28 protein-coding genes are annotated in these 25,795 nt (G+C 36.3%); 20 read left to right on the top strand and 8 right to left on the bottom strand.

Translation table 11 applies throughout. The annotated features are described in order from the left end of the window. Window positions 1-4: 4 nt before the first annotated feature. Window positions 5-550, bottom strand: a complete 546-nt coding sequence (locus tag MHI47_RS05200; RefSeq protein ID WP_093535454.1) for a helix-turn-helix domain-containing protein — start codon at window positions 548-550, stop codon at window positions 5-7. 182 nt (window positions 551-732) lie between these two features. On the opposite strand from MHI47_RS05200, the gene MHI47_RS05205 reads away from it, so the two are divergent. The 3 genes from MHI47_RS05205 to MHI47_RS05215 all read left to right on the top strand — a co-directional run bounded on the left by MHI47_RS05205 (window position 733) and on the right by MHI47_RS05215 (window position 3,420). After that, the gene (locus MHI47_RS05205; protein WP_340829933.1) at window positions 733-1,182 is read left to right on the top strand and encodes a TlpA family protein disulfide reductase; all 450 of its coding nucleotides are present in this window, start codon (window positions 733-735) and stop codon (window positions 1,180-1,182) included. Window positions 1,183-1,256: 74 nt separating this feature from the next. Next, window positions 1,257-1,916 carry a potassium channel family protein gene (locus MHI47_RS05210; protein ID WP_093535450.1) on the top strand — a complete coding sequence of 220 codons (660 nt, stop codon included), beginning with the start codon at window positions 1,257-1,259 and terminating at the stop codon, window positions 1,914-1,916. A 166-nt stretch (window positions 1,917-2,082) separates the two neighbouring features. After that, window positions 2,083-3,420 carry an amino acid permease gene (locus MHI47_RS05215; RefSeq protein ID WP_340761830.1) on the top strand — a complete coding sequence of 446 codons (1,338 nt, stop codon included), beginning with the start codon at window positions 2,083-2,085 and terminating at the stop codon, window positions 3,418-3,420. On the opposite strand, the gene MHI47_RS05220 is transcribed toward MHI47_RS05215, so the two are convergent. From MHI47_RS05220 to MHI47_RS05230, 3 genes are all read right to left on the bottom strand, one after another. Continuing rightward, window positions 3,417-4,043 (bottom strand): LysE family transporter, encoded by a 627-nt coding sequence (locus MHI47_RS05220; protein ID WP_340829935.1) that lies wholly within the window; start codon window positions 4,041-4,043, stop codon window positions 3,417-3,419. The genes MHI47_RS05215 and MHI47_RS05220 overlap by 4 nt on opposite strands. Before the next feature lie 115 nt (window positions 4,044-4,158). Continuing rightward, on the bottom strand, window positions 4,159-5,826 hold the full coding sequence (gene rnjA, locus MHI47_RS05225) for a ribonuclease J1 (RefSeq protein ID WP_093535444.1): 1,668 nt from the start codon (window positions 5,824-5,826) through the stop codon (window positions 4,159-4,161). A 3-nt stretch (window positions 5,827-5,829) separates the two neighbouring features. Further along, window positions 5,830-6,039, bottom strand: coding sequence for a DNA-dependent RNA polymerase subunit epsilon (locus tag MHI47_RS05230; protein ID WP_093535442.1), 210 nt, complete (start codon window positions 6,037-6,039; stop codon window positions 5,830-5,832). 423 nt (window positions 6,040-6,462) lie between these two features. On the opposite strand from MHI47_RS05230, the gene MHI47_RS05235 reads away from it, so the two are divergent. Continuing rightward, complete coding sequence (locus MHI47_RS05235) at window positions 6,463-7,236, top strand: Cof-type HAD-IIB family hydrolase (protein ID WP_340829937.1); 774 nt, start codon at window positions 6,463-6,465, stop codon at window positions 7,234-7,236. Between the two features lie 12 nt (window positions 7,237-7,248). After that, a complete protein-coding gene (locus tag MHI47_RS05240; RefSeq protein ID WP_340829940.1) occupies window positions 7,249-8,175 on the top strand; it encodes a carbohydrate kinase family protein in 927 nt (308 codons plus the stop codon). A 156-nt stretch (window positions 8,176-8,331) separates the two neighbouring features. On the opposite strand, the gene def is transcribed toward MHI47_RS05240, so the two are convergent. After that, window positions 8,332-8,889 (bottom strand): peptide deformylase, encoded by a 558-nt coding sequence (gene def / locus MHI47_RS05245; RefSeq protein ID WP_093535436.1) that lies wholly within the window; start codon window positions 8,887-8,889, stop codon window positions 8,332-8,334. Window positions 8,890-9,024: 135 nt separating this feature from the next. Between def and MHI47_RS05250 the strand changes: the two genes are divergently transcribed. The 9 genes from MHI47_RS05250 (at window position 9,025) to MHI47_RS05290 (ending at window position 17,855) form a co-directional block, all read left to right on the top strand. Next, on the top strand, window positions 9,025-9,672 hold the full coding sequence (locus tag MHI47_RS05250; RefSeq protein WP_175496186.1) for a YkyA family protein: 648 nt from the start codon (window positions 9,025-9,027) through the stop codon (window positions 9,670-9,672). Window positions 9,673-9,905: 233 nt separating this feature from the next. Continuing rightward, entirely contained in the window at window positions 9,906-11,018 is a 1,113-nt protein-coding gene (gene pdhA / locus MHI47_RS05255; RefSeq protein WP_340761834.1) for a pyruvate dehydrogenase (acetyl-transferring) E1 component subunit alpha, read from the top strand. A gap of 3 nt (window positions 11,019-11,021) precedes the next feature. Further along, window positions 11,022-11,999: an alpha-ketoacid dehydrogenase subunit beta gene (locus tag MHI47_RS05260; protein ID WP_093535430.1), complete on the top strand. Its 978-nt coding sequence runs from the start codon at window positions 11,022-11,024 to the stop codon at window positions 11,997-11,999. Between the two features lie 31 nt (window positions 12,000-12,030). Beyond that, the gene (locus MHI47_RS05265) at window positions 12,031-13,392 is read left to right on the top strand and encodes a dihydrolipoamide acetyltransferase family protein (RefSeq protein ID WP_340829941.1); all 1,362 of its coding nucleotides are present in this window, start codon (window positions 12,031-12,033) and stop codon (window positions 13,390-13,392) included. A gap of 3 nt (window positions 13,393-13,395) precedes the next feature. Further along, window positions 13,396-14,808, top strand: a complete 1,413-nt coding sequence (gene lpdA / locus MHI47_RS05270; protein ID WP_093535426.1) for a dihydrolipoyl dehydrogenase — start codon at window positions 13,396-13,398, stop codon at window positions 14,806-14,808. Between the two features lie 166 nt (window positions 14,809-14,974). Further along, window positions 14,975-15,586: an MEDS domain-containing protein gene (locus tag MHI47_RS05275; RefSeq protein WP_340829943.1), complete on the top strand. Its 612-nt coding sequence runs from the start codon at window positions 14,975-14,977 to the stop codon at window positions 15,584-15,586. A gap of 87 nt (window positions 15,587-15,673) precedes the next feature. Next, window positions 15,674-16,489, top strand: a complete 816-nt coding sequence (locus MHI47_RS05280) for a polysaccharide deacetylase family protein (RefSeq protein WP_340771344.1) — start codon at window positions 15,674-15,676, stop codon at window positions 16,487-16,489. Window positions 16,490-16,806: 317 nt separating this feature from the next. Then, window positions 16,807-17,184 (top strand): CidA/LrgA family protein, encoded by a 378-nt coding sequence (locus MHI47_RS05285; protein WP_340761837.1) that lies wholly within the window; start codon window positions 16,807-16,809, stop codon window positions 17,182-17,184. Then, window positions 17,181-17,855 (top strand): LrgB family protein, encoded by a 675-nt coding sequence (locus MHI47_RS05290; protein ID WP_340761838.1) that lies wholly within the window; start codon window positions 17,181-17,183, stop codon window positions 17,853-17,855. Before MHI47_RS05285 ends, MHI47_RS05290 begins: the two co-directional genes overlap by 4 nt. A gap of 82 nt (window positions 17,856-17,937) precedes the next feature. Here the strand turns inward: MHI47_RS05290 and MHI47_RS05295 are convergent, their stop codons facing one another. Continuing rightward, window positions 17,938-19,407 (bottom strand): aminotransferase class I/II-fold pyridoxal phosphate-dependent enzyme, encoded by a 1,470-nt coding sequence (locus MHI47_RS05295; RefSeq protein WP_093535418.1) that lies wholly within the window; start codon window positions 19,405-19,407, stop codon window positions 17,938-17,940. Between the two features lie 139 nt (window positions 19,408-19,546). On the opposite strand from MHI47_RS05295, the gene MHI47_RS05300 reads away from it, so the two are divergent. Further along, complete coding sequence (locus MHI47_RS05300; protein ID WP_340829945.1) at window positions 19,547-20,503, top strand: NAD(P)H-dependent flavin oxidoreductase; 957 nt, start codon at window positions 19,547-19,549, stop codon at window positions 20,501-20,503. Between the two features lie 16 nt (window positions 20,504-20,519). Further along, on the top strand, window positions 20,520-20,789 hold the full coding sequence (locus tag MHI47_RS05305) for a UPF0223 family protein (RefSeq protein ID WP_093535414.1): 270 nt from the start codon (window positions 20,520-20,522) through the stop codon (window positions 20,787-20,789). Window positions 20,790-20,829: 40 nt separating this feature from the next. Here MHI47_RS05305 and MHI47_RS05310 read toward each other — a convergent pair whose 3' ends face one another. Further along, window positions 20,830-21,459 (bottom strand): YktB family protein, encoded by a 630-nt coding sequence (locus MHI47_RS05310; RefSeq protein ID WP_340761840.1) that lies wholly within the window; start codon window positions 21,457-21,459, stop codon window positions 20,830-20,832. Between the two features lie 157 nt (window positions 21,460-21,616). Between MHI47_RS05310 and MHI47_RS05315 the strand changes: the two genes are divergently transcribed. Next, window positions 21,617-21,814 (top strand): hypothetical protein, encoded by a 198-nt coding sequence (locus tag MHI47_RS05315; protein ID WP_093535410.1) that lies wholly within the window; start codon window positions 21,617-21,619, stop codon window positions 21,812-21,814. A gap of 105 nt (window positions 21,815-21,919) precedes the next feature. Further along, complete coding sequence (locus MHI47_RS05320; RefSeq protein WP_340829946.1) at window positions 21,920-22,711, top strand: inositol monophosphatase family protein; 792 nt, start codon at window positions 21,920-21,922, stop codon at window positions 22,709-22,711. 39 nt (window positions 22,712-22,750) lie between these two features. On the opposite strand, the gene MHI47_RS05325 is transcribed toward MHI47_RS05320, so the two are convergent. After that, window positions 22,751-22,936 (bottom strand): YlaF family protein, encoded by a 186-nt coding sequence (locus MHI47_RS05325; RefSeq protein WP_093535406.1) that lies wholly within the window; start codon window positions 22,934-22,936, stop codon window positions 22,751-22,753. 104 nt (window positions 22,937-23,040) lie between these two features. Here MHI47_RS05325 and typA point away from each other — a divergent pair, with 104 nt between their 5' ends. Both typA and MHI47_RS05335 read left to right on the top strand, forming a co-directional pair. Further along, the gene (gene typA, locus MHI47_RS05330; protein WP_093535404.1) at window positions 23,041-24,885 is read left to right on the top strand and encodes a translational GTPase TypA; all 1,845 of its coding nucleotides are present in this window, start codon (window positions 23,041-23,043) and stop codon (window positions 24,883-24,885) included. Window positions 24,886-24,909: 24 nt separating this feature from the next. Next, on the top strand, window positions 24,910-25,236 hold the full coding sequence (locus MHI47_RS05335; protein ID WP_245762629.1) for a YlaH-like family protein: 327 nt from the start codon (window positions 24,910-24,912) through the stop codon (window positions 25,234-25,236). The last annotated feature ends 559 nt before the right edge of the window (window positions 25,237-25,795 follow it).

A 25,795-nucleotide genomic window follows, 5' to 3' on the forward strand; every position in this document is an offset into this window, starting at 1 on the left:
TATCTTACAAATAAGAATTGTTAACGACATAGATTACCTTTGAAATTTCTTCCGCTGCATTTTGTAGCAGATGATTATCTGAAGCATCAAAATAAAGTGATTCACCAGCTGTAGCTATATAGTTTTGTTTACCTATAGTGAGTGTCACTTTCCCTTGTAGCACGTATATGAAAGTCTCGGAAAGAGAAGGTTCGAATTGTTTAAATTGTCCCCCAATATCCAATGAAATTAGTACTGGCTCCATTTCATTTTCATTGGATTCTGAAATTAGCCAATGAAGCTTGTACTTTTTTTCATCATCCAAGTAAATAGTTTGTTCTTCTTTCGGGTAATACACTTTCGTGCGAGAATGATCATCGTCATCAAAAAAATCTTTTGGCTTGGAACCTAGGACGTTTAAGATTGAAAACAATGTTTCGATAGAAGGAGAGTTTATATCTCTTTCCAATTGAGATATAAAACCTTTACTTAAATCGGTTCTTTCACCTAATTCTTCTTGTGTCAGTCCTTTTTTTAAGCGCAACTGTTTAATTTTTTTCCCAATTTGCATATTTTTAGGCTCCTTCGGAAATAAACTAGTATTTTTCAGACAAAGTTTATTTTAACACAACTTAAAGTTTACTTTAACAATTTATTTGAGGAATATCAAAATTTTTTTCTTTAACAGAACAAACGCTATTTTTGAAGAATGCATATACTAATGAATGCTGAAAGAAAGAAGGGATATAGGCAGTGAAGTTACGTACTAAATTACCGTCATTTCCAATGGATCCGAGATGGATAAATGGACAGATAAACAATGACAGACTAATAGGGGAAAAGCCCGTCCTAGTTTACTTTTGGTCAGTGAGCTGTTCATTATGTGGAGGAGCATATAATAACGTTAGATTGTGGAAAGAAAAATATAAGGAAAGTTTTCATGTAGTAGGCATTCATATGCCAAGATCTAGAGATGACTTATTCGAGAAGCCTATTCTAGATGCAATTCAACGAGGAAGGATGAAGGATTCTATTTATTTGGATCATGAACTAATCGTGACCAATCAATTTCAAAATCGAGTAGTTCCATCTTTTTATTTGTTTGATAAGAAAGGGCTATTAAGGCATATGCAAGCAGGCGAAAAAGGAATGATGATGTTAGAAAAAAGGCTGCTAATGCTTATAAATGAAAACGTAAAATAATGATTAAATTCTCTATCAATTAAAGGATTGGATATGTTAAACTTATCGCATTAGATATGTAGGAGGCATTTAGGATGCACAAAGAATTTGTTGTAGTCGGTTTAGGTAGATTCGGTGGTAGTATTGTCAGAGAGCTGATTGATCAAGGAGCAGATGTTATGGCAATTGATATAGCATCTGAACGTGTAGATGAGTTTGCGACCATTGCCACTCAGGCGGTAGTTGCTGATACAACAGACGAAGCTGTGCTGAAATCATTGGGTATTAGAAATTTTGAACATGTTATTGTTGCTATTGGAGACGATATTCAATCTAGTATTTTGACTACCTTAATGCTAAAAGAGATTGGCGTTAAGAAAATTACAGTCAAAGCACAAAATGATTACCATGAAAAGGTGTTAAGAAAAATTGGAGCAGATCAGGTAGTACATCCTGAAAGAGATATGGGTATTAGAATTGCAAACAATATTCTTTCCAACAATGTATTAGACTATCTTGAACTTTCTGATGAACATTCTATTATGGAAATAAGAGTCAATGAGAAAATAGCAAGTAAATCACTTATTGATTTAGATATCCGTGCAAAATATGGCATTAATATTGTGGCGATTAAACGAGGGAATAATATTATAGTTTCTCCACAGGCCGATGAAAATCTAATACTTAATGATGTGTTAATCATTATTGGAGCGGACGTAGATATTATACGTTTTGAAAAGAAAGTATTATCTTAAAAAAAGTATAAGTTATATAAAAGAGACTGTTTGTGACTCATGTCATAAACAGTCTCTTTGTGTATTAGTGAACTAATATATAACCCAAAGAAATCATTCTCCAAGTGTAAACCGAACACATAATTACTATTTCTCGTGAAATACTAGGTTTACGAGGAGGTGTGAAATGTCCAAAAAACCGGTTAGTACCAATAAGGAAGATGGTCACTTAGCATGGTGGCAACTATCTCTTATCGGAGTAGGATGTATTATTGGCACAGGATTTTTCTTAGCTTCTAGCATAGCCATCCAAATGACTGGTCCTTCGGTTATATTGGCTTTCACTATGGCAGCTTGTGCTACCTATATTGTGTTTGAGGCACTTGCTAAAATGTCAGCGAATGATCCACAAAAAGGATCATTTCGAACTTATGCCAAAAAAGCTTATGGACGTTGGGCGGGATTTAGTAGTGGGTGGGTTTACTGGTGTTCTGAAATATTGATCATTGGTAGTCAATTGACAGCGATATCTCTGTTAACCAAACTTTGGTTTCCAAAGGTAGCTCTATGGATATTTGCATTAATTTATGCAATTTGCGGATTGTTAGTGTTATTCATAGGAGCAAAGGCATTTGGAAAACTAGAAAGTGTATTCGCAGTGATGAAGATTGCTGCTATTTTTATGTTCATCATAATTGCAGTTTTGGCATTGACTGGAGTAATAGATGGCAACCCTAAAGATAATATTCCAAGTACATTAGAAGGTTTCTTTCCGAAAGGAATTTTAGGTTTTTGGAGTGCTCTTCTATTTGCATTTTATGCACATGGTGGAATTGAAGTAATGGGTGTCATGGCTATTCATCTGAAAAAGAAAGAAGATGCACCAAAATCGGGTAAGGTCATGTTAGGATTACTTGGTATAATCTATGTCACGTCTCTTATCTTGGCGTTATTATTAATGCCATATACTAAATTTAAGGATGACAAGAGCCCATTTGTTACAGCATTATCCGGTTTTAATCTGGATTTTTTTCCTCATGTTTTTACAGCGGCTATTATTATTGCGGGTTTTTCAACTATGTCAGCATCCCTATTCTCAGTTACGACAATTCTTACTACCTTATCTGAAGAGGGGGATGCACCAGCCATATTTAGTAAGCAAACAAAAAAGAAGTTTAAGATGCCTTTACCAGCAATAGCTCTAACTTCTGTAGGTCTTATTCTTTCTATAGTTACTTCCTTGTTGCTACCAGATAAAGTTTATCAGTATATAACTACTGCAGCCGCATTGATGTTGCTTTATAATTGGCTGTTTATCTTAGCTATGTATCACAGGCTAGTGGACACAACGAAAGCTGATAAGGTAAAAAGAGTAATCGGTATTATTCTTGTTTCGGCAGCTGTCAGTGGGGCGCTTTTTCATTCAACTAGTCGACCAGGTTTCTTCATCAGCGTCATATTCCTATCAATTATCGCGATCATCGTATTATTTTTACGCAAAAAGTGGAAAAAAGAAGAGGTTTAAAAAAGTAATTGATAAGCTTGAATGCCAAAATAAATTCCGAAACCAAGCATGGACAAAGAGGAAATGATAGAAATGATAACTAAAAATTTATTGGAAAGAAATTTCCGTGCACCACTAGATAGGAAAGCCATAAAAGTATCCCATAAAATAATACCCCCAATAATTGCAAAGCTATATAAAATGAGTTGACTATCCGTAATTTTTTGAGAGGCTTCAGCTAGTACTGAACCAAATATTCCTAACCAGAAAAGAATGGTTAAAGGGTTTAGCAAAGACAAAAGAAATCCTGAAGATAATGACTGTCTAAATCTAACTCTTTTTTCTTTATGGAAATTTAACTTAATCTTATGGAGCGTTAGTAGACTTTCTATCCCGGTGTAAGTTAGAACAAAGCATCCAAAGGACCATAGAAATATTTTGATATATGGAGAATCCACAAATTGTCCCACTCCAAAATAGACTAAAACCATATATAAAATATCAGCCAACAAAGCACCAAAGCCAAAAATCCATGCATGAAAGAATCCGTTCTTTATACCTGTATTTAATTGTGCCGCATTGACAGGTCGCACGGGTGCCGCTAAGGAAATACCTAAAAAAATATAAGTAAATATTGAGTTCATACTAGATGCCTCCATTGAAATGATATCCATGTATGATATTCAAAAGAGGGGACACGTACAACTAAGTTTTAGGGAAAAAAAATAACCTCAGAATTTTAGATTCTGAGGTTATTACTTATACTTCCATAATAATTGGAAGTATCATTGGACGACGTTTCGTCTTTTCATATAAATAAGGACTTAGAACGTCTATAATTTCATTTTTTAATTCAGACCATTCAGTCTCTTTACTTTGAATAGTGTATCGTAAATGTTTATTCAACATTTGTTGTGCCTCATTAATCATTGTTCCTGATTCACGCATATAAACGAAACCACGAGAGATAATATCAGGACCTGATACAATTTTTTTCTTCTCCATATCAGCACTTACTACAACAATAACTAAGCCTTCCTCTGATAAGACACGACGATCACGAAGAACAATATTCCCAATATCTCCAATTCCACTTCCGTCAATATAAATATCGCCAGAAGGAATTCGGCCAGCAACATGTGCTTCATCCGCACTCAAGGCAAGTACTTCTCCGTTTTCCATAATAAAGGTATTATCCGGATCTACATCGCAATCTACTGCTAATTCAGTATGAATCTTCAGCATTCGATACTCTCCGTGAATAGGCATGAAGAACTTAGGCTTCATAAGACGAAGCATAAGCTTATTCTCTTCTTGTGAACCATGCCCGGAAGTGTGAATATTGTTTAATGAACCGTGGATTACTTCTGCTCCTGCACGGAATAGTAAGTTAATCGTACGATTGACACTTGCTCTATTTCCAGGGATAGGTGAAGAAGAAAATACTACTGTATCTCCAGGTTGAATTTGAATTTGTCGATGTGTACCGTTAGCGATACGAGATAATGCTGCCATCGGTTCCCCTTGACTACCTGTACAAAGTATAAGTACTTCGTTCGCTGGTAATCGGTTCAATGCGCTTACATCCACAAACGTTTCTTTTGGAGCTGTAATATAACCAAGTTCACGACCGATTGTCATAGCATTATCCATGCTTCGACCAAAGACAGCAATTTTACGTCCGTGAAGAACAGCTGCGTCGGTTACTTGTTGAAGTCTATGAATATTAGATGCAAAAGTAGCAAAGATAATACGACCATCTACCTTACGGAAAATAGAATCCATGCTTTCTCCGACTTTACGCTCTGACATTGTAAAATTAGGGATTTCTGCATTTGTACTATCTGATAGTAAGCATAGCACTCCATCTTTTCCGATTTCAGCCATTTTTGTTAAGTTTGCTGGTTCACCTACAGGTGTGAAATCAAATTTAAAGTCACCCGTATGCACAATATTGCCGGGTGGTGTTTTTACCACTATCCCAAATGCATCTGGAATACTATGTGTTGTACGATAGAAACTTACAGAAGTTTTTCTAAACTTGATAACATCTTCTTCTTGAATAACGATCATTTTTGTTTGGCGTAGTAAGCCATGCTCTTCTAATTTATTTCTTAATAAACCAAGGGCAAGCTTTCCTCCGTAAACGGGTACATTAATTTGTTTTAAAAGATAGGGAATACCACCGATATGATCTTCGTGACCGTGAGTGATAAAGAGTCCTTTAATCTTGTCCACATTTTTTACTAAATAAGTGTAATCAGGAATTACATAATCAATGCCGAGTAAATCATCCTCTGGGAATTTAATACCAGCATCGATTAATATTATTTCATCTTGGAATTGAACGCCATATGTGTTTTTGCCGATTTCGCCTAGTCCGCCGAGGGCGAAAACCGCAGTTTGGTCATTTTTTACAAATTTCATATATTAAATCTTCTCTACTTTGTAATTCTCGCCGGCTTGTTCGTACTCTAAATGATTACCTTCAAGCAACTGAATTAATTCGATATTATATTTGCGGTCTATTAATAGCGCACGAACTTCGCGCTCAGTTTCAGCCTCTACATATAAACATTGTGTGTTTTCGCGAACTGGTACTTCTAGTACATTCTCTTGATAATAAACTTTAAAAATCATTTTATACTCTCCTTTTTCACGTTCAAAATAAATCAATTCTCTTTATATTATCATGACACTTATTTAAAATAAAGAAAAGCCCTCCATTTTAGAGGGCAAAAGTATTTTACCTGCGTTACGAGTAGTGTAATATCCCGATTTTAAGCCTTGTCCTAAAACTTTGGCGTTAGCGGGAGATTAAATTTACGTAAGCGGTCAAATGTTAAAACTATCAATCCTGTAGTGAAAAACTGAGGATTGAAGCCTACTTTAAGCAATCGTTTTGTTTCTAAGCATTCCACCGAGCCGTCTCAACCATTTCCTTTTCAGGCGTTTCAACATGGCTATTCACTCCTTATAGAGTATTATATACGCAAGAGTGAAATGTGTAAAGGATTATGACTGAAAAGTCAAATAATTCGCATTTTAGAATGGAGGATTTTTATGAAAAACAAAATTTTATTTTTTGATATTGATGGAACGATTTTAGACCATGATAAAAATATTCCCGATGGAGTAGAAGAGTCACTTCAAAAGGCCAGAGATAATGGACATGAAATTGTCATATCGACTGGACGCTCTCCTTTTACTGCTCAAGCTGTTTTAGATCGATTGAAAATAGATTCGTTTGTTTGTTATAATGGCCAAATTGTTCAGTTCAGAGGAGAAGTATTACATAAAGGGATTGTTGAGAGGGAAGAGTTGGCCCGACTAACGGAGTTTGCGAACAAAAGAAAGCAATCAGTTGTGTATATGGACAGTGATGAAATGGTTTCTAGCTTTCCTGATCACCAAGATGTATTCGATAGTATATCTACACTGAAAATAAATTTCCCGCGTTATGCAGAGGATTTCTATTTGACGAATGATATTCATCAAGCGCTTATCTTTTGCAGTTTAGAGGAACAAAAGGAATATGAACAAGCTTTTCCAAATTTAAAATTTGTCCGCTGGCACCGTGTTTCCTGTGATGTTCTTCCTAAAGGGATTTCAAAGGCTAAAGGGATGGATCTTTTGTTAAAACATATTGGAAGAGGACCCGAAGATGCGATAGCTTTCGGTGATGGCCTAAATGATATAGAAATGCTTCAGTTCGCTGGTACAAGTGTCGCAATGGGGAACTGTGTCGAAGAGTTAAGGGAACATGCTACCTTTGTTACGGATCATGTATCAGAGAGTGGGCTTTCCAACGCAATGAAAAAATTAAGGTTAATTTAAGGAGTTTACTAGATGTCCAAAAAGTTTGTCCTCATATATGGTGATGCATTTGTCGATTATATTGCAGAAGATCAAAGCAATAGTCGATTCACAAAGTTTTTAGGTGGTGCGACCGTTAATGTTGCTGCAGGAGTAGCACGACTCGGAGCAGCATCTTCGTTCATAACTGTAACCGGAGAAAATGAAACATCTGAATTTGTTAGAAATGAATTAGCAGCGGAGGGAGTAGATCTATCCTTTTCGCAAATAGTTCCCGAAAAAGAGGTTAGCGGTGTATATGTACATCTCTTGGAGAACAATGAACGTCATTTTGAACGTTATGTTGATGTTACCCCTGACATCCAAGTAGACTTTTCCGCTATTAAGAACGAGATAATTCATGAAACATCTGTTTTTCATTTTTGTTCTGGTACCCTATTTCATCCTATAGCTCTTGGGACAACTAGAAAAATTGTAGAGAATATGAAAAAGTCAAATGTACTTATTTCTTTTGATGCTAACATTAGACCATTACGTTGGAGTAGTGAAGAGAGTTGTAGAGAAACCATCTCTTCCTTTTTTAATATGGTTGATATATTGAAGTTAACAGAGGAAGAATTATTCTTTTTAACGGAAACGACATCTATAGAAGATGGTATCAAATCTATGCAGCAATATAATATCGAGGCTTTACTTATTACTATTGGTGCAGAGGGGACTTATGCGGTGCTTCACGGGGAAGTAGTACATGTTCCGGTAGAAAAAGTAATACCAGTCGATACGACTGGTGCTGGAGATGCTTTTGTCGCAGGCATTCTTTCAAAGATATACTTGGAGGGGCATCCTTCCACAAAAGAGGACTGGATACGTTACATCGCATTTAGTAATAGGTTAGGTGGAATCTGTGCCACTAAACCTGGTGCATTATCTGCTATGCCAAGATTGAAAGACTTACAATAATGGAGAGTGCAAAATGGTGGTTATAGTTGGTGCAATTACAAATAAAAAGTCTCGAATAGCCATCATATCACTACTACAAACGACAAATTAGAAACTTGAATACGATAACTAAAACGCCGGTTCTACATACGTAGGACCGGCGTTTTGTGTAAAAGTTTAAACTCGTTCATAAGGTACCGAATCTGGAATCGGAGCATATGGATTTTCTTTGTTGATGTGATCATAAAACATGATGCCATTTAAATGATCGAGTTCATGTTGGAAAGCAATAGCTGCTAATCCTTTTAAGCGTTTTTTAAATGGAGTTCCATCTGGGTAAAACCCTGTCGCGGTAATGCGTGCATATCTTGGCACATATCCTTCGATTACTTCATCTACAGATAAGCAACCTTCTCCAGCAGAAATATACGTTCTTTCTACGGAGTGACTAATTATTTTGGGGTTAACTGCTACGAAGCTTACTTCTAGATCGTTTTCATCTTCTAAGTGAAGTGCGAACATTCTTTTGTTAGCATTTACCTGTGGAGCAGCAATTCCAATTCCTGGTCGTATTTTATATTTTTCAACCATTTCATCGTCTTGGCTGTTAATAACATATTCCAGTAAATCATTGGCAAGAATTATATCTTCTTGTGATAATGGGAAGATAAGATCTTCTGTTTTTGTACGTAAAGATGGATGACCATCTCTGACAATATCATTCATTAAAATCATTTTTAATCGTCCTTTCAATGTTCATATATCTATTATAGCGAAATTTGTCTGTATACTAAACAAAAAACAGCCTATTCGTCAGTTGAATTTAATAGTTAATACAATTATAGTTGAATGGGTATAGGAGGTTACATGATGAAAATAAATAAATTTGTACTCATTTTAAGTAGTATATTACTACTTGCCGGCTGTAACTTTGGGGAGTCGACAGAAGAAAAGTTATCTAACATCTTAACGGAAATTTACGATCAAGAAGCCGATTATAGAGATGTACAAAAAGAACTAGCAGAAACAGAATCCAAAGAACAGGCAAACTTTCAGAAAATGATGGAACTGACTAAAGATCAAAAGGAAGAACTTACTACAATGGTAGAAGATACGGCAACTCTATTAGAAACTAGATTAACTTTAGTAGAAAAGGAAGCTGCATCGATAAACGCTACTACTGAGGATATTAAAAAAATTAATACACTTATTTCAGAAACCAAGGAAGCTTCGGAGAAAGAAACTTTAAAAAAAATGGAGACTTCATTGGAAGAACGTATTACAGCATATGAAGAAGTAACGACTAACTATAATGAGTTAGCTGATCTGCAACAAAATTTATATAATATGTTAATAGATGAATCTGCAGATATAACTGTCATTCAAGCACAGGTTCAAGATGTAAACATGCACAATGAAGTAGTGAAAAAATCCGTTGAAAAGTTTAATGAAGCAACAGCAAGGGTAAATGAAGTGAAGGAAGAAGTCTTAACTTCGTTACAGAAAGATGGAAAATAAAAAAGCAGCTCTAGACAGAGCTGCTTTTTTATATAAATATAGCAATCTGATATAGTACAGACATAATTTAGTAGTAGTACAGTTTATATAAGTTCTAATATTCCGACAATTAAATACATGGGTTTCATATGATTGACCCTGGATTTATTCTTGAGTATACTAAAAAGGAAATGTTGTTGTACTACTATAATTAAATAATAATTTTAATACAGAAGAAAAGGAGAGATGTAATAATGGCTGCAAACAAACCAGCGCAGTTAGACCCTATGAAAACGCTTCATGAAATCGAAGAAAAGTTTGAAATGTTTCAGATTTTAAATGAAGAAGGGGAAATTGTAAACGAAAAAGCAAATCCTAACTTATCTGACGAGGAACTAGTAGAGTTGATGAGTCGTATGGTTTATACACGTATTTTAGATCAACGCTCTATCTCTTTAAATAGACAAGGACGTTTAGGCTTCTATGCTCCAACAGCGGGTCAAGAAGCTTCTCAACTAGCTTCTCAATATGCTTTAGAAAAAGATGATTTTATCTTACCTGGATATCGTGATGTACCTCAAATAGTTTGGCATGGCTTACCTTTATGGCAAGCGTTTCTATTCTCACGTGGGCATTTTATGGGGAACCAAATTCCTGAAGGTGTAAATGTTTTCCCACCACAAATAATTATTGGTGCTCAATTTATCCAAGCGGCTGGTGTTGCACTTGGTATGCAAAAACGTGGTAAAAAAGCAATCGCCATTACTTATACGGGTGACGGTGGATCATCACAAGGGGACTTCTATGAAGGTATTAACTTTGCTGGAGCATTCCGTGTTCCTGCAGTGTTTATCGTTCAGAACAACCAATTTGCGATTTCTACCCCTCGCGAACTACAAACATCTGCTAAAACAATTGCACAAAAAGGAATTGCAGCTGGTATTCCTAGTGTTCTAGTTGATGGCATGGATCCACTTGCTGTTTATGCTGCTACGAAAGATGCTAGAGAACGTGCCATTAAAGGTGACGGACCTAGTCTTATTGAAACAGTATGTTATCGTTACGGTCCTCATACGATGGCTGGCGATGATCCGACTCGTTACCGTACTTCAGAAACTGATTCTGAATGGGAAAAGAAAGATCCATTAGTTCGTTTCCGTAAATACCTGGAAACAAAAGGTATCTGGAGTGAAGAAAAAGAAGCAGAAGTAATTGAAAAAGCAAAAGAAGAAATTAAAGAAGCTGTTAAGAAAGCAGATGCAGCACCAAAACAAAAAGTAACGGACCTTATCAATATTATGTATGAAGAAAATCCATATAACTTAGATGAGCAATTAGCTTACTACACTGAGAAGGAGTCGAAGTAACCGATGGCACAAATGACGATGATTCAAGCAATTACGGATGCACTCCGTACTGAGCTTAAAAATGATGAAAACGTTCTAGTCTTCGGTGAAGACGTAGGCGTTAACGGCGGAGTTTTCCGTGCAACTGAAGGATTACAAAAAGAATTCGGAGAAGATCGTGTATTTGATACACCACTTGCTGAGTCAGGTATTGGTGGTCTTGCCGTAGGTCTTTCCCTACAAGGGTTCCGTCCTGTTCCAGAAATTCAATTCTTTGGATTTGTTTTTGAAGTAATGGATTCTATAGCTGGTCAGCTAGCTCGTATGCGTTTCCGTACAGGGGGAGCATTTAATGCACCTGTTACAATCCGTTCTCCATTCGGTGGAGGAGTTCATACACCAGAAATGCATGCTGATAGTTTAGAGCTTCTTATGACTTCAACACCAGGTGTAAAAGTGGTTATTCCTTCTACTCCATACGATGCAAAAGGACTATTAATCTCTGCAATTCGTGATAATGATCCAGTAATTTTCCTTGAGCACATGAAATTATATCGTTCATTCCGTGGAGAAGTACCGGAAGAAGAATATACAATTCCTCTTGGAAAAGCTGATGTTAAACGTGAGGGTACAGATTTAACAATTATTGCTTACGGTGCAATGGTACACGAAAGTTTGAAGGCAGCGGAAGAACTTGAAAAAGAAGGGCACTCTGTAGAAGTAATCGATTTACGTACAGTTCAACCTTTGGATATCGAAACAATTATTGCTTCTGTAGAAAAAACGAATCGTGCAATGGTTGTTCAAGAAGCACAAAAACAAGCAGGGATTGCGGCAAACATTGTAGCAGAAATTACAGAGCGTGCTATTTTAAGTTTAGAAGCTCCAGTATTACGAGTAACTGCTCCAGACACTGTTTTCCCATTCTCTCAAGCAGAAACGGTTTGGTTACCGAATGCTACGGATATAGTAAATACAGCTAAAAAAGTTTTAACATTCTAATTTAAAATCTGCTATAGAAAGGGTGAATACATTGTCATTTGAATTTCGATTACCAGATATCGGTGAGGGTATACATGAAGGTGAAATTGTTAAGTGGTTTGTAAAAGCGGGCGATGAGGTACAAGAGGACGATATTTTATGCGAAGTGCAAAATGATAAAGCGGTTGTAGAAATTCCATCTCCTGTAAAAGGGAAAGTTACAGAAGTTCTTGTAAGTGAAGGAACAGTAGCTATCGTTGGAGATGTGCTTATTAAGCTTGATGCTCCTGGTTATGAAGACCTTAAATTTAAAGGCGATCATAGTGATGAGGAAAAAGCAGAAGAAAAAACAGAAGCGCAAGTTCAAGCAACTGCTGAAGATGGCCAATCAGTAGACAAAGAAAAGGTTGAAACTCTAGCAAAAAATGTTGAAGCTTCAGCGGAGAAAGTGACGACAACACCTAAAGAACAACCAAAAGGTGATACACGCGTTATTGCTATGCCTTCAGTTCGCAAGTTTGCACGTGAAAACGATGTAAGTATTTCGGATGTAACGGGTTCAGGTAAAAATGGCCGCGTTTTAAAAGAAGACATTGAAACTTTCTTATCCGGAGATCAGCCTACTGCAGTGGAAGAAAAAGCTGAAACAACTACTAATGCAGAAGCTGAACAACCAACTAAAACTTCAGCACCAGTTACATTTGAAGGTGAATTCCCTGAAACTAGAGAAAAACTTTCACCGATGCGTAAAGCAATCGCTAAAGCAATGGTACATTCTAAACATACAGCTCCACATGTAACGTTAATGGATGAAGTAGATGTTACTGAACTTGTTGCACATCGTAAGAAATTTAAAGAAATTGCTGCTGAAAAAAATATCAAGTTAACATATTTACCTTATGTAGTTAAGGCTTTAGTAAGTACTTTAAGAGAATTCCCTGCGTTAAACACATCTTATGATGATGAAACAAACGAGGTAATCCAAAAACATTACTTCAATATAGGTATTGCAGCTGATACGGATAAAGGTCTATTAGTTCCGGTTATCAAAAATGCTGATCGTAAGTCGGTTTTTGCAATTTCAGATGAAATTAATGCACTAGCTGGAAAAGCGCGTGATGGTAAACTTGCTGCTGCCGAAATGAAAGGTGCATCTTGTTCTATTACAAATATCGGGTCCGCGGGTGGACAATGGTTCACACCAGTTATCAACCATCCAGAAGTCGCTATTTTAGGAATTGGTCGAATTTCAGAGAAACCAGTAATAAAAAATAGTGAAATTGTGGCTGCACCTGTGTTAGCATTATCATTGAGCTTTGATCACCGAATGATCGATGGTGCGACTGCTCAACATGCGTTGAATCACATGAAGCGTTTGCTTAGCAGTCCAGAATTATTATTAATGGAGGCGTAAAAAATGGTAGTAGGAGATTTCCCAATCGAAACAGATACACTTGTAATAGGTTCAGGCCCTGGTGGATATGTTGCAGCAATTCGTGCAGCGCAAACAGGACAAAAAGTCGTAGTTGTGGAAAAAGAACATATCGGAGGAGTTTGCTTAAACGTAGGATGTATTCCTTCTAAAGCATTAATCTCTGTTGGTCACCGTTTTGAACAAGCAAAACATGCTGATGATATGGGAATTACAGCTACAGATGTAAAAATCGATTTTTCTAAATCACAAGCTTTTAAAGACAGTGTAGTAAAAAAACTGACTAGCGGTGTTTCTGGATTATTAAAAGGAAACAATGTCGAAGTAGTTATGGGCGAAGCTTATTTTGTTGATGCTAATACTGTACGTGTAATGGATGAAAAATCTGCGCAAACATATACATTTAAAAATGCAATTATTGCAACAGGATCTCGTCCTGTAGAAATTCCAACTTTTAAATACTCTAAACGTGTTTTAAACTCTACTAGTGCATTAAGTTTACCTGAAATTCCAGAAAACTTAGTTGTAATTGGTGGAGGATATATCGGTACAGAACTAGGTTCAGCATTTGCTAACTTGGGTTCAAAAGTTACGATTGTTGAAGGTGGCGATGATATTCTTGCTGGCTTCGAAAAACAAATGACAACAATTGTTAAAAAAGGCTTGAAGAAAAAAGGCGTGGAAATAGCTGTTAAAGCATCTGCAAAAGGTGTGGAAGAGTCAGATACTGGCGTAGTAGTAACTTATGAAGTTGGCGGAGAAGAGAAAAAAGTTGAAGCTGATTACGTTCTAGTTACTGTAGGTCGTCGTCCAAATACGGATGAAATGGGTCTGGAGGAAATTGGCATTAAATTCGCTGAACGTGGATTATTAGAGGTTGACAAACAATGTCGTACAAGCATTTCTAATATTTACGCTATTGGTGATATTGTTGCTGGTCCTCAGCTTGCACATAAAGCATCATACGAAGGAAAAGTAGCTGCAGAAGCAATCGCTGGGCAAACATCTGTTGTAGATTACCTAGCAATTCCTGCTGTTTGCTTTACAGATCCTGAAATGGCTACAGTGGGTCTTAATGAAGCACAAGCGAAAGAGCAAGGATATGACGTTGCTGCAGGGAAATTCCCATTTGGAGCAAATGGTCGTGCACTAGCTTTAAACGCTACAGATGGTTTCGTAAAACTAGTTTCACGTAAAGAAGATGGTTTATTACTTGGAGCTCAAATCGTAGGTCAAGGTGCTTCAGATATGATTGCTGAACTTGGTTTAGCAATTGAAGCGGGAATGACTGTTGAAGATATTGCAATGACTATTCATGCTCACCCAACTTTAGGTGAAATTGCGATGGAAGCTGCAGAAGTAGTTATGGGTCATCCAATTCATATTCTATCTAAATAACTTCTAACTTAAGTTTAACAATAGACTTGTTCGCTTTTGCGGCAGGTCTATTGTTTTTATTGTGGAAAGAAATTCTTCTGTTAAAGTTAATATGACTTTCTATATTTGAATAGTAATGAAGGGAATTGGGGAAATCCGTCGAATGAATAAAAAAGGGGTGATACATATGCTTGAAAACTCAAAAGGTATTGTAAGAAGAAAAGTAATAGTAAATATGAATGAAGTGCTTGAAAATCATAGAGATGATCATCTTCATATTTTGTATAAGTACCGTGGATTAGAAAATTACACTTCACAGTTATTGAATTATATTGAAGACGGTATCGCAGCAGGTGATTACGTGGTTCTTATAGAGAACTCTCGTCTTTACCCTGTTATTCAAAAAGAATTAAACGCACGTTTAACGAAAGAACAATTAGAGTTAATTCATTATGTAAATAGTATGGATTTCTATTGGTCAAGTGGAAGTTATCATCCTCCCTCAATCGCAGAGTATTTTAGTAAAACAATACAGTCTTATGTGGAAAATAAACTTTCTTTTCGCGCATGGGCACATGTCGAGTGGGCTAGCATGGAAGAGCCGCTACATCTTATAAAAGATCTTGAGGAAATAGTAGATGAAGCGGTAAATTCACTTTCCTTTCCCTTAATCTGTGCATATGAAGGAGAGAAAATGCCAGATTTTCTCAAAAATAGTTTGATGGAAACACATCCTTATGTTCTACTGGATGACGACTTCATAATCTCGGAACAATATCAGTCTTCGAAAACACTCTAAGGAAATCCTCTTTAGTGTGTTTTCTTTTTAACTACTATCAATCTAGTTTGCCTGTTAAAATATAGAGGAAGGGACTGGGTGATCATATTGAAACATACAACTTGGATGATATCAGCAGTAATGTTACTTGGACTTTCTGCATGTAGTGACGGTGATGAAAAGCCTAAAACAGTAAAAGAAAGTAATGAGACTACTACAGTATCTCAAGAACCTGTAGTAGAAGAAGTGGAAGAGGTTGTAGAAGAAGAAGTAGTGATCCAAGAAACTGAATCACTATACGAGCTAAATGAGGCAAATTGGACATTCAAACCAATTAAAGATGCCAATCCCAAAGCAGTTTTGCTTACAATCGATGATGCTCCTGAAAAATACGCAGTAGAAATGGCAAAAACGTTGAAAGAGTTAAATGCACCGGCTATATTTTTCGTAAATGGTCATTTTCTAGACACAGATGATGAAAAGAATAACTTAAAAGCAATTTACGATATGGGATTCTCTATTGGAAATCATACGCAAACACATGTAAATTTAAAAGAGAGCTCTGAGGAGCAGCAAAAAGAAGAAATTATAAAAGTAAATGAGACAGTAGAAGCTGTAATTGGCGAAAAACCGAAGTTCTTCCGAGCGCCTTTTGGGGTTAATACAGATTTTAGTAAGAGCCTTGTTAAGCAAGAGGGTATGCTTTTAATGAACTGGACATATGGATATGATTGGGAAAAACAATATCGGGATGCTGCTAGTTTGACGGATATTATGGTGAACACTGAATATTTGACAGACGGGGCTAATTTGTTAATGCATGATCGGGAATGGACTGCACAGGCATTACGAGGTATTGTGGAGGGTCTTCGTGCAAATGGATACGATTTAATTGATCCAAAAACAATTAAAGGAATACAATAATCTAAAGACCTTTGGATAATCCAAAGGTCTTCCTTTATGAATAAGAAAGTAGCTATTCTCTATTATTCTAAAATCACTTACCTGTTCTAAGACTTCCAGGAGGGCGAAGTACAGACAAACGTCCTTTGGTTACTGGGGAAGCTTGTCCAAATCATATCGGGAACGCATTAAACAGGTTTTGTACTTAAAGGTCCTGCGTATTTTTGTCTGGTTATATTAATAGACAGTGTATCTAAATCGGCGTAGAATTATTCCCTATATATCTATCAGTTTCTTGGAGGTGGAAGCTTTAAAAGAAATTCTTTTAAAGCAAAAAAATGGTTAAAGTTATCCGAATTGTATTTCAAGTAGTTATTTTATATCTTTTCTCGTTTATCGGGTCATGGATCGTTCAAAGTCTCTCTCTTCAATTTCCAGGGAGTATTGTCGGGTTGTTATTACTCTTTGTTTGCTTATATTTCAGAATAATACCGGTAGAACTTATAAAAGATGGGGCTGGATTTTTATTGGCTTTTCTAGCGTTATTTTTTATACCAGCGACTGTTGGAATTATGGATTATCCAGAACTCTTATCATGGGCTGGTTTAGGAATGGTATTAGCTATTGTACTTAGTACTGTAATTACTATTATTTTCACAGGAAGGTTCTGTCAGTACCTTGAGCGGAAGCTATTAGAAAAGGAGCTGATTGAATGATTGCATCCATGATGATAGTAGGAACTATTGTGCTTTTTTATATTATGTCTATCGTCTATAAACGATTTACATACCCGTTATTGTTACCTATTCTTTCTACAACTGTACTAATTGTTCTTATTTTAATAATTAGTAAAACACCTTATGATTCCTATATGTCTGGTGGTAAGTGGATAAATGAATTATTAGGGCCAGCTGTTGTTAGTATGGCCTATCCATTATATATTCATAAAGAGAAAATCTATAAATACAAGTTCCCGATTATCTTAAGTGTATTAAGTGCTCTTTTTTCAGGGATAATCAGTATTATGATATTATCTAAGTTATTGTCATTTGAAGAACATATTCTATTATCATTATTACCGAAATCCATCACTTCACCTGTTGCTATTCCGATAAGTGAAACAATAGGCGGTATACCAACTTTAACAGCTGTCTTCGTTATTCTTGCAGGTTTAGTGGGGGCTATTCTGGGACCCACTATTTTTAAAGTTTGTCGTATTGATAAGGCGATAAGTCGAGGGATTTCCATGGGAAGTGCTTCTCATGGTATTGGTGTATCTAAACTAGGAGAATACGGTGAGGAAACGTTAACAATGGGCTCTGTTTCAATGACTTTGAGTGCTATATTCGGGTCTTTCATTTTCCCGTTAATTGCTCTATTAATCTAGTTCTAAATTTAAGACTTCATTACAGTATGTGCATAATATAACGTATAAAAAAAGGAACTCATCGCCACGAGTTCCTTTTTTGTCAATATATAGCTTGATGTTCTTTAATGACATGAATCATTTCAAGTGTATCGTCCTCAGGACCTTGTACAGGCAATCCTGCTTCCATATTCATCGCTATATAATCGATATTACCCTGTGTAATTATTTCCCCGGGAATAAAGATTGGAATACCAGGCGGATATACCATTACAAACTCTGCAGAAATACGTCCACTTGCCTCTTTCAGAGGTACAGACTCTGTAGCCGCATAGAAAGCATCTCTTGGAGACATGGCAAGCCCAGGTATTTCAGGCAAAGTAACAAAAGGTTCTAATACCACTGCATCGGATTCATGTGCTGCAACCATTCTCGAAAGAGCATTAACAAGTAAATTAACCTCTTTCTTTGTATCTCCGAGTGTAATAAGGCATAAAATATTATACAGGTCAGAAAGCTCTACTTCTATATTTGCTTTTTCTCTCAGCCAAATTTCCGCATCATAGCCTGTCATGCCTAAGTCTTTCACACTTATTAATAGTTTAGTAGGATCAAAGTCAAATGTTGCAGACGTTTTTAAAATTTCATCTCCAACACAACGGATATGCGGAATAGCGTTAATACGTTTACGTGTATCTTTTGCAAGGCGAATGGCATCACCTATCAAGTCTTCCCCATGAATGGCTAACTGACGTCTAGCGGTGTCTAAAGATGCTAGTAATGGATAAGAAGTAGAAGTTGTCGTTAGCATAGACAAGATAGATTGTACGCGCTTAGTAGAAACTAACCCTTTTCTTACATTCAATATAGAACTTTGCGTCATGGAGCCGCCTAATTTATGCACAGAGGTTGCAGCCATGTCCGCACCAGCTTGCATTGCAGAAATAGGAAGAGAATCGTGAAAATGTATATGAACTCCGTGCGCTTCGTCTACCACAACTGGAATTCCCTTTTCGTGAGATAGCTCTACAATTCTTTTAAGATCTGCTGCCAATCCAAAATAGGTAGGATTAATAACTAGTAGTCCTTTTGCATCTGGATGTGCCTCTAATGCTTTTTCCACTGACTCTACGGAAATACCATGAGAGATACCTAATTCTTTATCTACTTCAGGATGGATAAAAACAGGGATCGCACCTGCAAAAACAATAGCGGACATAATCGATTTATGTACATTTCGCGGAATAAGGATTTTATCTCCAGGTCCACAAATAGTAAGTATCATGGTCATAATAGCACCACTTGTCCCTTGAACGGAGAAAAAAGTTTCATCCGCACCAAATGCTTCTGCCGCTAAATGTTGTGCTTGTTTAATGACACCTTTAGGAGAATGTAAATCATCTAATGGTGCAATATTGATCAAATCTATTGAAAGTACATTATCTCCAACGAACTCTCGAAATGCAGGGTCCATCCCTTTTCCTTTTTTATGCCCAGGAATATGAAACTGGATTGGATGACGATTACGATGCTTAAGTAATGCATCGAATAATGGAGTTTCTAATTGTGACAACGCTCCAACCACCTTAAGATAAATTTTTTTAAAACAAAAGAAATTATAGCATCTCATGTTCATTAATACTATTAAAATAATTGTCATTTGTATCATCAGAACAATTTTATTACACTATTCATATAAGGGGGGATTAGGAATGGCTTTTCAAACAAAGGTTACTGATTTATTAGGTACTAACTTTCCGATTATTCAAGGGGGACTGGCATATTTAGCATACTCGGAGTTATGTGCGGCTGTATCAAATGCGGGAGGCTTAGGACAGGTAACTGCTATGAGTTTGAAGACGCCAGATGAGCTACGTAAAGAAATACTTAAAGTAAGAATGTTAACGGAGAAACCTTTTGGTGTGAATTTCGCAATTGGACAGACTGGGAGACCTTATGAACATATGCTCCAAGTTGCTATTGATGAAGAAGTTCCAGTGATATCAATGACTGGTGGAAATCCAGCTCCTATTTTAGAAAAACTAGCAAATACATCTATTAAAAAATTAGTGTTAGTTGCAGCTAAGCGACAGGCTCAAAAGGCAGAACAACTTGGGGCGGACGCAGTAATGGTTGTTGGACAGGAGGGCGGGGGGCATTTAGGTAGAGATGATGTCGGATCTATCGTACTAATTCCTCAAGTGGTTGACGCTGTATCCATTCCAGTAATCGCTTCTGGTGGTATTGCAGATGGTCGAGGATGGATGGCTGCTCACGCACTTGGAGCAGAAGGGATTGAAATGGGGACAAGGTTCATCGCCACAAAAGAATGTATACATGCCTCCATGGCTTATCAAAATACATTAATAAAGAGCGGAGAAATGGATACAGTAGTTATCAAAAGATCCATTGGTGCTCCGGCAAGAGCTTTAAAAAATAGTTGGACTGATGAAATTTTAAGTATTGAAAAAGAGAATCCAACATATGATGCTCTTAAGGACTACATTAGCGGTAAGGCTAATAAGCAATTTATATATGAAGGCGATGAACGAAATGGATTTGGATGGGCTGGGCAATCAGTCGGGTTAATCGAAGATATACCTTCCGTACAGGAGCTATTCAATCGAATGGAAATGCAAGCAATGAACATACGAAATAAATGGAAATAATAGGAGGCAATATTATATGGAATACACATATCCTTTCTCTTTGGATTGGTCCACAGAAGAAATAGTAGATGTAGTGCAATTTTTTGAAGCGATAGAAAAAGCATATGAAAATGGGATCAAACGAGAGGAACTATTAAAGAGATATCGTAGGTTTAAAGAAATAGTACCTTCTATTGCAGAAGAGAAAACATATTTTCGTGAATTTGAAAAAGAAAGTGGATATATAAGTTTTCCTATTATTAAAAAGATGAAAGAACAATCGGAGAATATTATCATTAAAGGATAAAAATACCTCCTATACTCAAATAGTATAGGAGGAAAGTTTTTTACTTCATTTGGACCATCGTTTTATAAATTGGTAGTAAATGATCAAAAGTTTCTTCTGCAAATTTCAAAAATTCTTCCTCTGTAAATTGAACTGCTTCGTCTTTACTAATATGGCGGCCTACTAAAAATTCTGCTTTTTTTACATCTTTTAACCGTACCAACAGTTGTTCAAGACCTTCTTTCTTTTCTTTTTTTAACAAGGAGGCATCTGGCTTCATATGATCACCAGAAATGATAAAGTCCGAAGGCAAGTTGTTAAACAAACTTTTTTTCTTTAATAATCGTTCAGCAATGTTCACTTTATCGGGTGCTTCATAAATAACCGCCAAGATAATAAAAGCATGACTTCCCCATAACCCTATTTGGAAGTGAGGGAGTGCCTTGTAGCCTCTTTTATAAGGTGCAAATGCTACCCAACTATCTTTTGGAGGATTCACTGACCGTCTAGCATGCTTTGCTACATGAGCGTAATACTCTTGTCCGAGTAATGTAGAAAAATAATGACTATAATGATTTCCTAACTCTTCGAACTTAGGTCTAACTTTTTCGATCAATCCAGCCATTCTGTTTTCAAGTCCATCTATTTGAAAGACATCAAAATCTTCCTTTGTCCAAAATGTTTTGCTCATATGTAAACTCCTTTCAACTTCTATGTTTATTTTATAGGAAAATTGGGTAAAAATCTTGTAAGTAGTATTTTTCAGTAGACATTATTTATATAACCGCATACTTTATTATAAAGAATCTTCTGAATATTACGATACAAAAAAAGAAGGGGTGGTAGTGATGAGACAGGTAGTGCATATTATTCGTAAAGAAGACTTGGAAAAAGAAAAAATACAAACATTAAAAATGGAGTTAGACTATGAACTTGCAACGTTATTTGATGCAATGACGACTAACAATGAAAAAGAGATAAATGGATCTAAAACCCGCCTAGCTGAGATTCACCAGCTTTTGGAGGAACTCAATGCTCTCGATTAATGTTCCAATTATAGGAGTACCTTAAAAAAACACCTGCTAATGATAAGACAGCCGGTGTTTTTTTCTTTATACTAATAACATAAGCGTTAAAAAGGGGTGGGACAATTGGATTTACACAAGCTAGATACATACGCAAAGTCGTTAATAAAGGAAGCGGCATATAACATTAAAACTTCCTTATCTTCTGAACTCATTATTGAATCGAAATCCGAAGCCAATGACTTGGTTACTAATATCGATAAAGAAACAGAGCAATTTTTTATTAGGCATATAAAAGCAGATTTTGCTGAGCATCGAATATTTGGTGAAGAAGGATTCGGTGATGACATAAAAGATTTAAGCGGCTATGTATGGTTACTTGATCCGATAGACGGTACAACAAACTTCATACACCAAAAACAAAATTTTGCTATCTCATTAGGAATATTTAAAGATGGAGTAGGAATTCTTGGGTATATATATAATGTGATGGAGGATTCATTACTTAGTGGGTCCTTAAATGGTGGTGCCTATCTGGATGATTTGCGGTTGCCGAAGTTAAGTTCTGCTTCAGTGGAGGAGGCAGTCGTGGGAGTAAACGCAAGATGGGTAGTGCCAAATAGATATGTACATTATGAAGGGATGGTGAAATTACTTCAAACTGTTAGAGGTACTCGGTCACTTGGTTCTGCAGCAATCGAAATATCATATGTAGTAACAGGAAGGCTAGATGCCTATATGTCCATGCGATTATCACCTTGGGATATAGCCGGTGGATTGGTTATTGCAAAAGAGGTCGGAGCAATTGCTACGAATTTAGCATTTGAACATCTAGATTTACTAGATGCTGATAGCTTTATCGTTTCTAAACCAGGATTACATGAAGAATTATTAAAGGATTATATTCAACTAAAATAAAATCCAGCAGTATGAATCCTGCTGGATGGTATCTCGTATTTAAAGTAAACCTTCATCACGCATTTTTTTCTTTGTTTTGAAACCAAATCCCATAATAACAAATAATAAGATAAGAAATATAAAAACAAGTGGAATATTTCGCAATGCAATAGCGATTCCTATAAGTGCCATTGATAAAATTGCACCTAGAGAATATAGAACAAAAATCCATTTAATACTACCCAAATTGATTACCTCCAAAATAAATGATAAAAAATAATGTTACTTTAGTTTCACTTGTGATATAATAACACAGTTATGGACTCGAAAAAAGAATATGGAGTGGAAATATGACAAATATACGTCAAGATTTAAGAAACATTGCAATTATAGCACACGTTGACCATGGAAAAACGACATTAGTCGACCAATTATTGAAACAATCAGGAACTTTTCGTTCAAATGAACATGTTGATGAAAGAGCCATGGACTCGAATGATATAGAACGTGAACGCGGAATTACCATTTTAGCAAAAAATACAGCAGTCGATTACAACGGCACACGTATTAATATTCTTGATACGCCTGGACATGCTGACTTCGGTGGCGAAGTAGAACGTATTTTGAAAATGGTAGATGGTGTTTTACTAGTAGTAGATGCATATGAAGGTTGTATGCCTCAAACCCGTTTCGTATTGAAAAAAGCGTTAGAACAAAAATTAACGCCAATCGTAGTAGTAAACAAAGTAGATAAAGATTCAGCTCGTCCACTAGAAGTAGTAGATGAAGTTCTAGAATTGTTTATTGAATTAGGTGCGGATGAAGATCAATTAGAATTCCCAGTTATTTACGCTTCAGGTGTAAACGGAACTTCTTCTTTAGATGAAGATCCTGCTAAACAAGAAGAAAACATGAAATCACTTTTCGAAATGATTATCTCTGCTATTCCAGCACCAATTGACAACTCAGATGAGCCATTACAATTCCAAGTAGCTTTACTTGATTATAATGACTATGTTGGCCGTATTGGTATTGGTCGTGTATTCCGTGGAACAATTGAAGTAGGTCAACAAATTTCATTAATGAAACTTGATGGTACTGTTAAAAATTACCGTGTAACTAAATTATTTGGTTTCTTCGGATTAAAACGCGATGAAATCCAATCAGCTAAAGCTGGGGATCTAATTGCTGTTTCTGGTATGGAAGATATTAACGTAGGTGAAACAGTTTGTCCTACAACTCATCAAGAAGCATTAGTTCCATTACGTATTGATGAGCCTACATTACAAATGACTTTCTTAACAAACAACTCACCTTTCGTAGGTCGTGAAGGTAAATGGATTACTTCAAGTAAAATTGAAGAGCGTCTTCGTTCTCAATTAGAAACTGATGTATCTTTACGTGTTGAAGATACTGATTCTCCAGATGCTTGGACTGTTTCAGGTCGCGGAGAGCTTCATTTGTCGATCTTAATCGAAAATATGCGTCGTGAAGGCTTTGAATTACAAGTTTCAAAACCACAAGTAATCATCCGTGAAATTGACGGGAAAAAATGTGAACCAATCGAACGCGTTCAAATTGATGTACCAGAAGATAGTGTAGGTTCAATTATTGAATCTATGGGTACTCGTAAAGGCGAAATGATTGATATGGTCAACAATGGTAGTGGACAAGTTCGTTTAATCTTTATGGTTCCTGCTCGTGGGCTAATTGGTTATTCAACTGAATTCATGTCAATTACTAAAGGTTACGGTATCATCAATCATACATTCGATAGCTACCAACCAGTAGTTTCTGGTCGTGTTGGCGGACGTCATCAAGGTGTACTTGTTTCTATGGAAACTGGTAAATCAACAACTTACGGTATGATGGGTATTGAAGACCGTGGTACTTTATTCGTTGAACCAGGTACTGATATATATGAAGGTATGATCGTAGGAGAAAATACTCGTGATGCTGATATCACTGTAAATATTACAAAAGCAAAACAAAAAACAAATATCCGTTCTGCAAACAAAGACCAAACGAACGTAATTAAAAGACCTCGTATTTTAACGCTTGAAGAAGCAATTGAGTTCTTAGGGGACGATGAGTATTTAGAAATAACTCCTCAGTCAATCCGTTTACGTAAAAAAGTTCTTGAGAAGAGCGAGCGCGAACGTGTAACGAAAAAAATGAAAAATGCAGAACTTTAATAGCAACTGAAAGGGTGAATAACCTTGGAGGAAAAGCAATTCGTATTTGGTAGAATGTCTAGTATATCAAGATATATTTATGAGGTTATGCCAACTTACGATATAGCTGGTTATGTACTATTTCTTTTAATCTTCTTTCTGTCTGTGCTTGTGTACAAGCTTGGATTTGCAAAGAAATTGCGTTTTAGCCAAAATATCGTCATTTATGCATTTTTGTTATTAGGTTGTCTAATGTTGACGTTCCTTGCGTTTTTCCTTCCCGTAGTGGAGGGATTAATCGTGGCGGCATTAATCCTAATAATTTATAAAATACGTTTACGACTTGAAAAAAGACAAAGCCCGACTACTTAAATGTAGTCGAGCTTTTTCTTTTGAAGATAAACATTGATAAAGGAAATTCACTGTGAATACAGGTTTTCTGATGCATGTAAGAATGAAAAATACTGCTGATTTCCGTTTCAGGTGGACGCTTTCCGCGGGCGTTGCCTCAGCCTCCTCGCTTCGCGGTGGGGTCTTCGCCTAACGCTTTTCCCGCTGGAGACGCTACCTAGCACTCCAATCAATATAATGAGTAGTAGTCAACTGTAAGATTAAGCATAGCTTATCGTTTAGATGATAATAGTAGTCAAAGTTAATATAGTGATATTACCTAAAAGTTAGGGATACTATTCTGTATTGAAGGATAAAGAAGGAAGATTTCCTTTCTCACTAGTGAAAATGCAGTGAAATAGTAGATGTTTACTAATTAAAGAAGCGGAGCCTGCGAACGAAATTGCATCTTCGTGAGCTTGCTCTATCAATTGGAAAGTAACTTATCTCTAGTTATCCAAAAACGTACTTAACTGTTTCTAAGAGTTGTAGGAGTGGGACGGATAGATAAACGCCATAAGATTACCGAAAAAAGGGATGC

The sequence above is a fragment of the Psychrobacillus sp. FSL H8-0487 genome, from assembly GCF_038008385.1.
Lineage (GTDB): Bacteria > Bacillota > Bacilli > Bacillales_A > Planococcaceae > Psychrobacillus > Psychrobacillus psychrotolerans.

Excerpts from the sequence above, each read along its gene's own strand:
- MHI47_RS05260 (WP_093535430.1), top strand. The coding sequence starts at position 11,022 with ATGGCACAAATGACGATGATTCAAGCAATTACGGATGCACTCCGTACT.
- MHI47_RS05285 (WP_340761837.1), top strand. The coding sequence starts at position 16,807 with ATGGTTAAAGTTATCCGAATTGTATTTCAAGTAGTTATTTTATATCTT.
- MHI47_RS05290 (WP_340761838.1), top strand. The coding sequence starts at position 17,181 with ATGATTGCATCCATGATGATAGTAGGAACTATTGTGCTTTTTTATATT.
- MHI47_RS05210 (WP_093535450.1), top strand. The coding sequence starts at position 1,257 with ATGCACAAAGAATTTGTTGTAGTCGGTTTAGGTAGATTCGGTGGTAGT.
- MHI47_RS05200 (WP_093535454.1), bottom strand. The coding sequence starts at position 550 with ATGCAAATTGGGAAAAAAATTAAACAGTTGCGCTTAAAAAAAGGACTG.
- typA (WP_093535404.1), top strand. The coding sequence starts at position 23,041 with ATGACAAATATACGTCAAGATTTAAGAAACATTGCAATTATAGCACAC.
- MHI47_RS05235 (WP_340829937.1), top strand. The coding sequence starts at position 6,463 with ATGAAAAACAAAATTTTATTTTTTGATATTGATGGAACGATTTTAGAC.
- rnjA (WP_093535444.1), bottom strand. The coding sequence starts at position 5,826 with ATGAAATTTGTAAAAAATGACCAAACTGCGGTTTTCGCCCTCGGCGGA.
- MHI47_RS05300 (WP_340829945.1), top strand. The coding sequence starts at position 19,547 with ATGGCTTTTCAAACAAAGGTTACTGATTTATTAGGTACTAACTTTCCG.
- MHI47_RS05220 (WP_340829935.1), bottom strand. The coding sequence starts at position 4,043 with ATGAACTCAATATTTACTTATATTTTTTTAGGTATTTCCTTAGCGGCA.
- MHI47_RS05275 (WP_340829943.1), top strand. The coding sequence starts at position 14,975 with ATGCTTGAAAACTCAAAAGGTATTGTAAGAAGAAAAGTAATAGTAAAT.
- MHI47_RS05305 (WP_093535414.1), top strand. The coding sequence starts at position 20,520 with ATGGAATACACATATCCTTTCTCTTTGGATTGGTCCACAGAAGAAATA.
- MHI47_RS05315 (WP_093535410.1), top strand. The coding sequence starts at position 21,617 with ATGAGACAGGTAGTGCATATTATTCGTAAAGAAGACTTGGAAAAAGAA.
- lpdA (WP_093535426.1), top strand. The coding sequence starts at position 13,396 with ATGGTAGTAGGAGATTTCCCAATCGAAACAGATACACTTGTAATAGGT.
- MHI47_RS05250 (WP_175496186.1), top strand. The coding sequence starts at position 9,025 with ATGAAAATAAATAAATTTGTACTCATTTTAAGTAGTATATTACTACTT.
- MHI47_RS05310 (WP_340761840.1), bottom strand. The coding sequence starts at position 21,459 with ATGAGCAAAACATTTTGGACAAAGGAAGATTTTGATGTCTTTCAAATA.
- pdhA (WP_340761834.1), top strand. The coding sequence starts at position 9,906 with ATGGCTGCAAACAAACCAGCGCAGTTAGACCCTATGAAAACGCTTCAT.
- MHI47_RS05215 (WP_340761830.1), top strand. The coding sequence starts at position 2,083 with ATGTCCAAAAAACCGGTTAGTACCAATAAGGAAGATGGTCACTTAGCA.
- MHI47_RS05230 (WP_093535442.1), bottom strand. The coding sequence starts at position 6,039 with ATGATTTTTAAAGTTTATTATCAAGAGAATGTACTAGAAGTACCAGTT.
- MHI47_RS05240 (WP_340829940.1), top strand. The coding sequence starts at position 7,249 with ATGTCCAAAAAGTTTGTCCTCATATATGGTGATGCATTTGTCGATTAT.
- def (WP_093535436.1), bottom strand. The coding sequence starts at position 8,889 with ATGATTTTAATGAATGATATTGTCAGAGATGGTCATCCATCTTTACGT.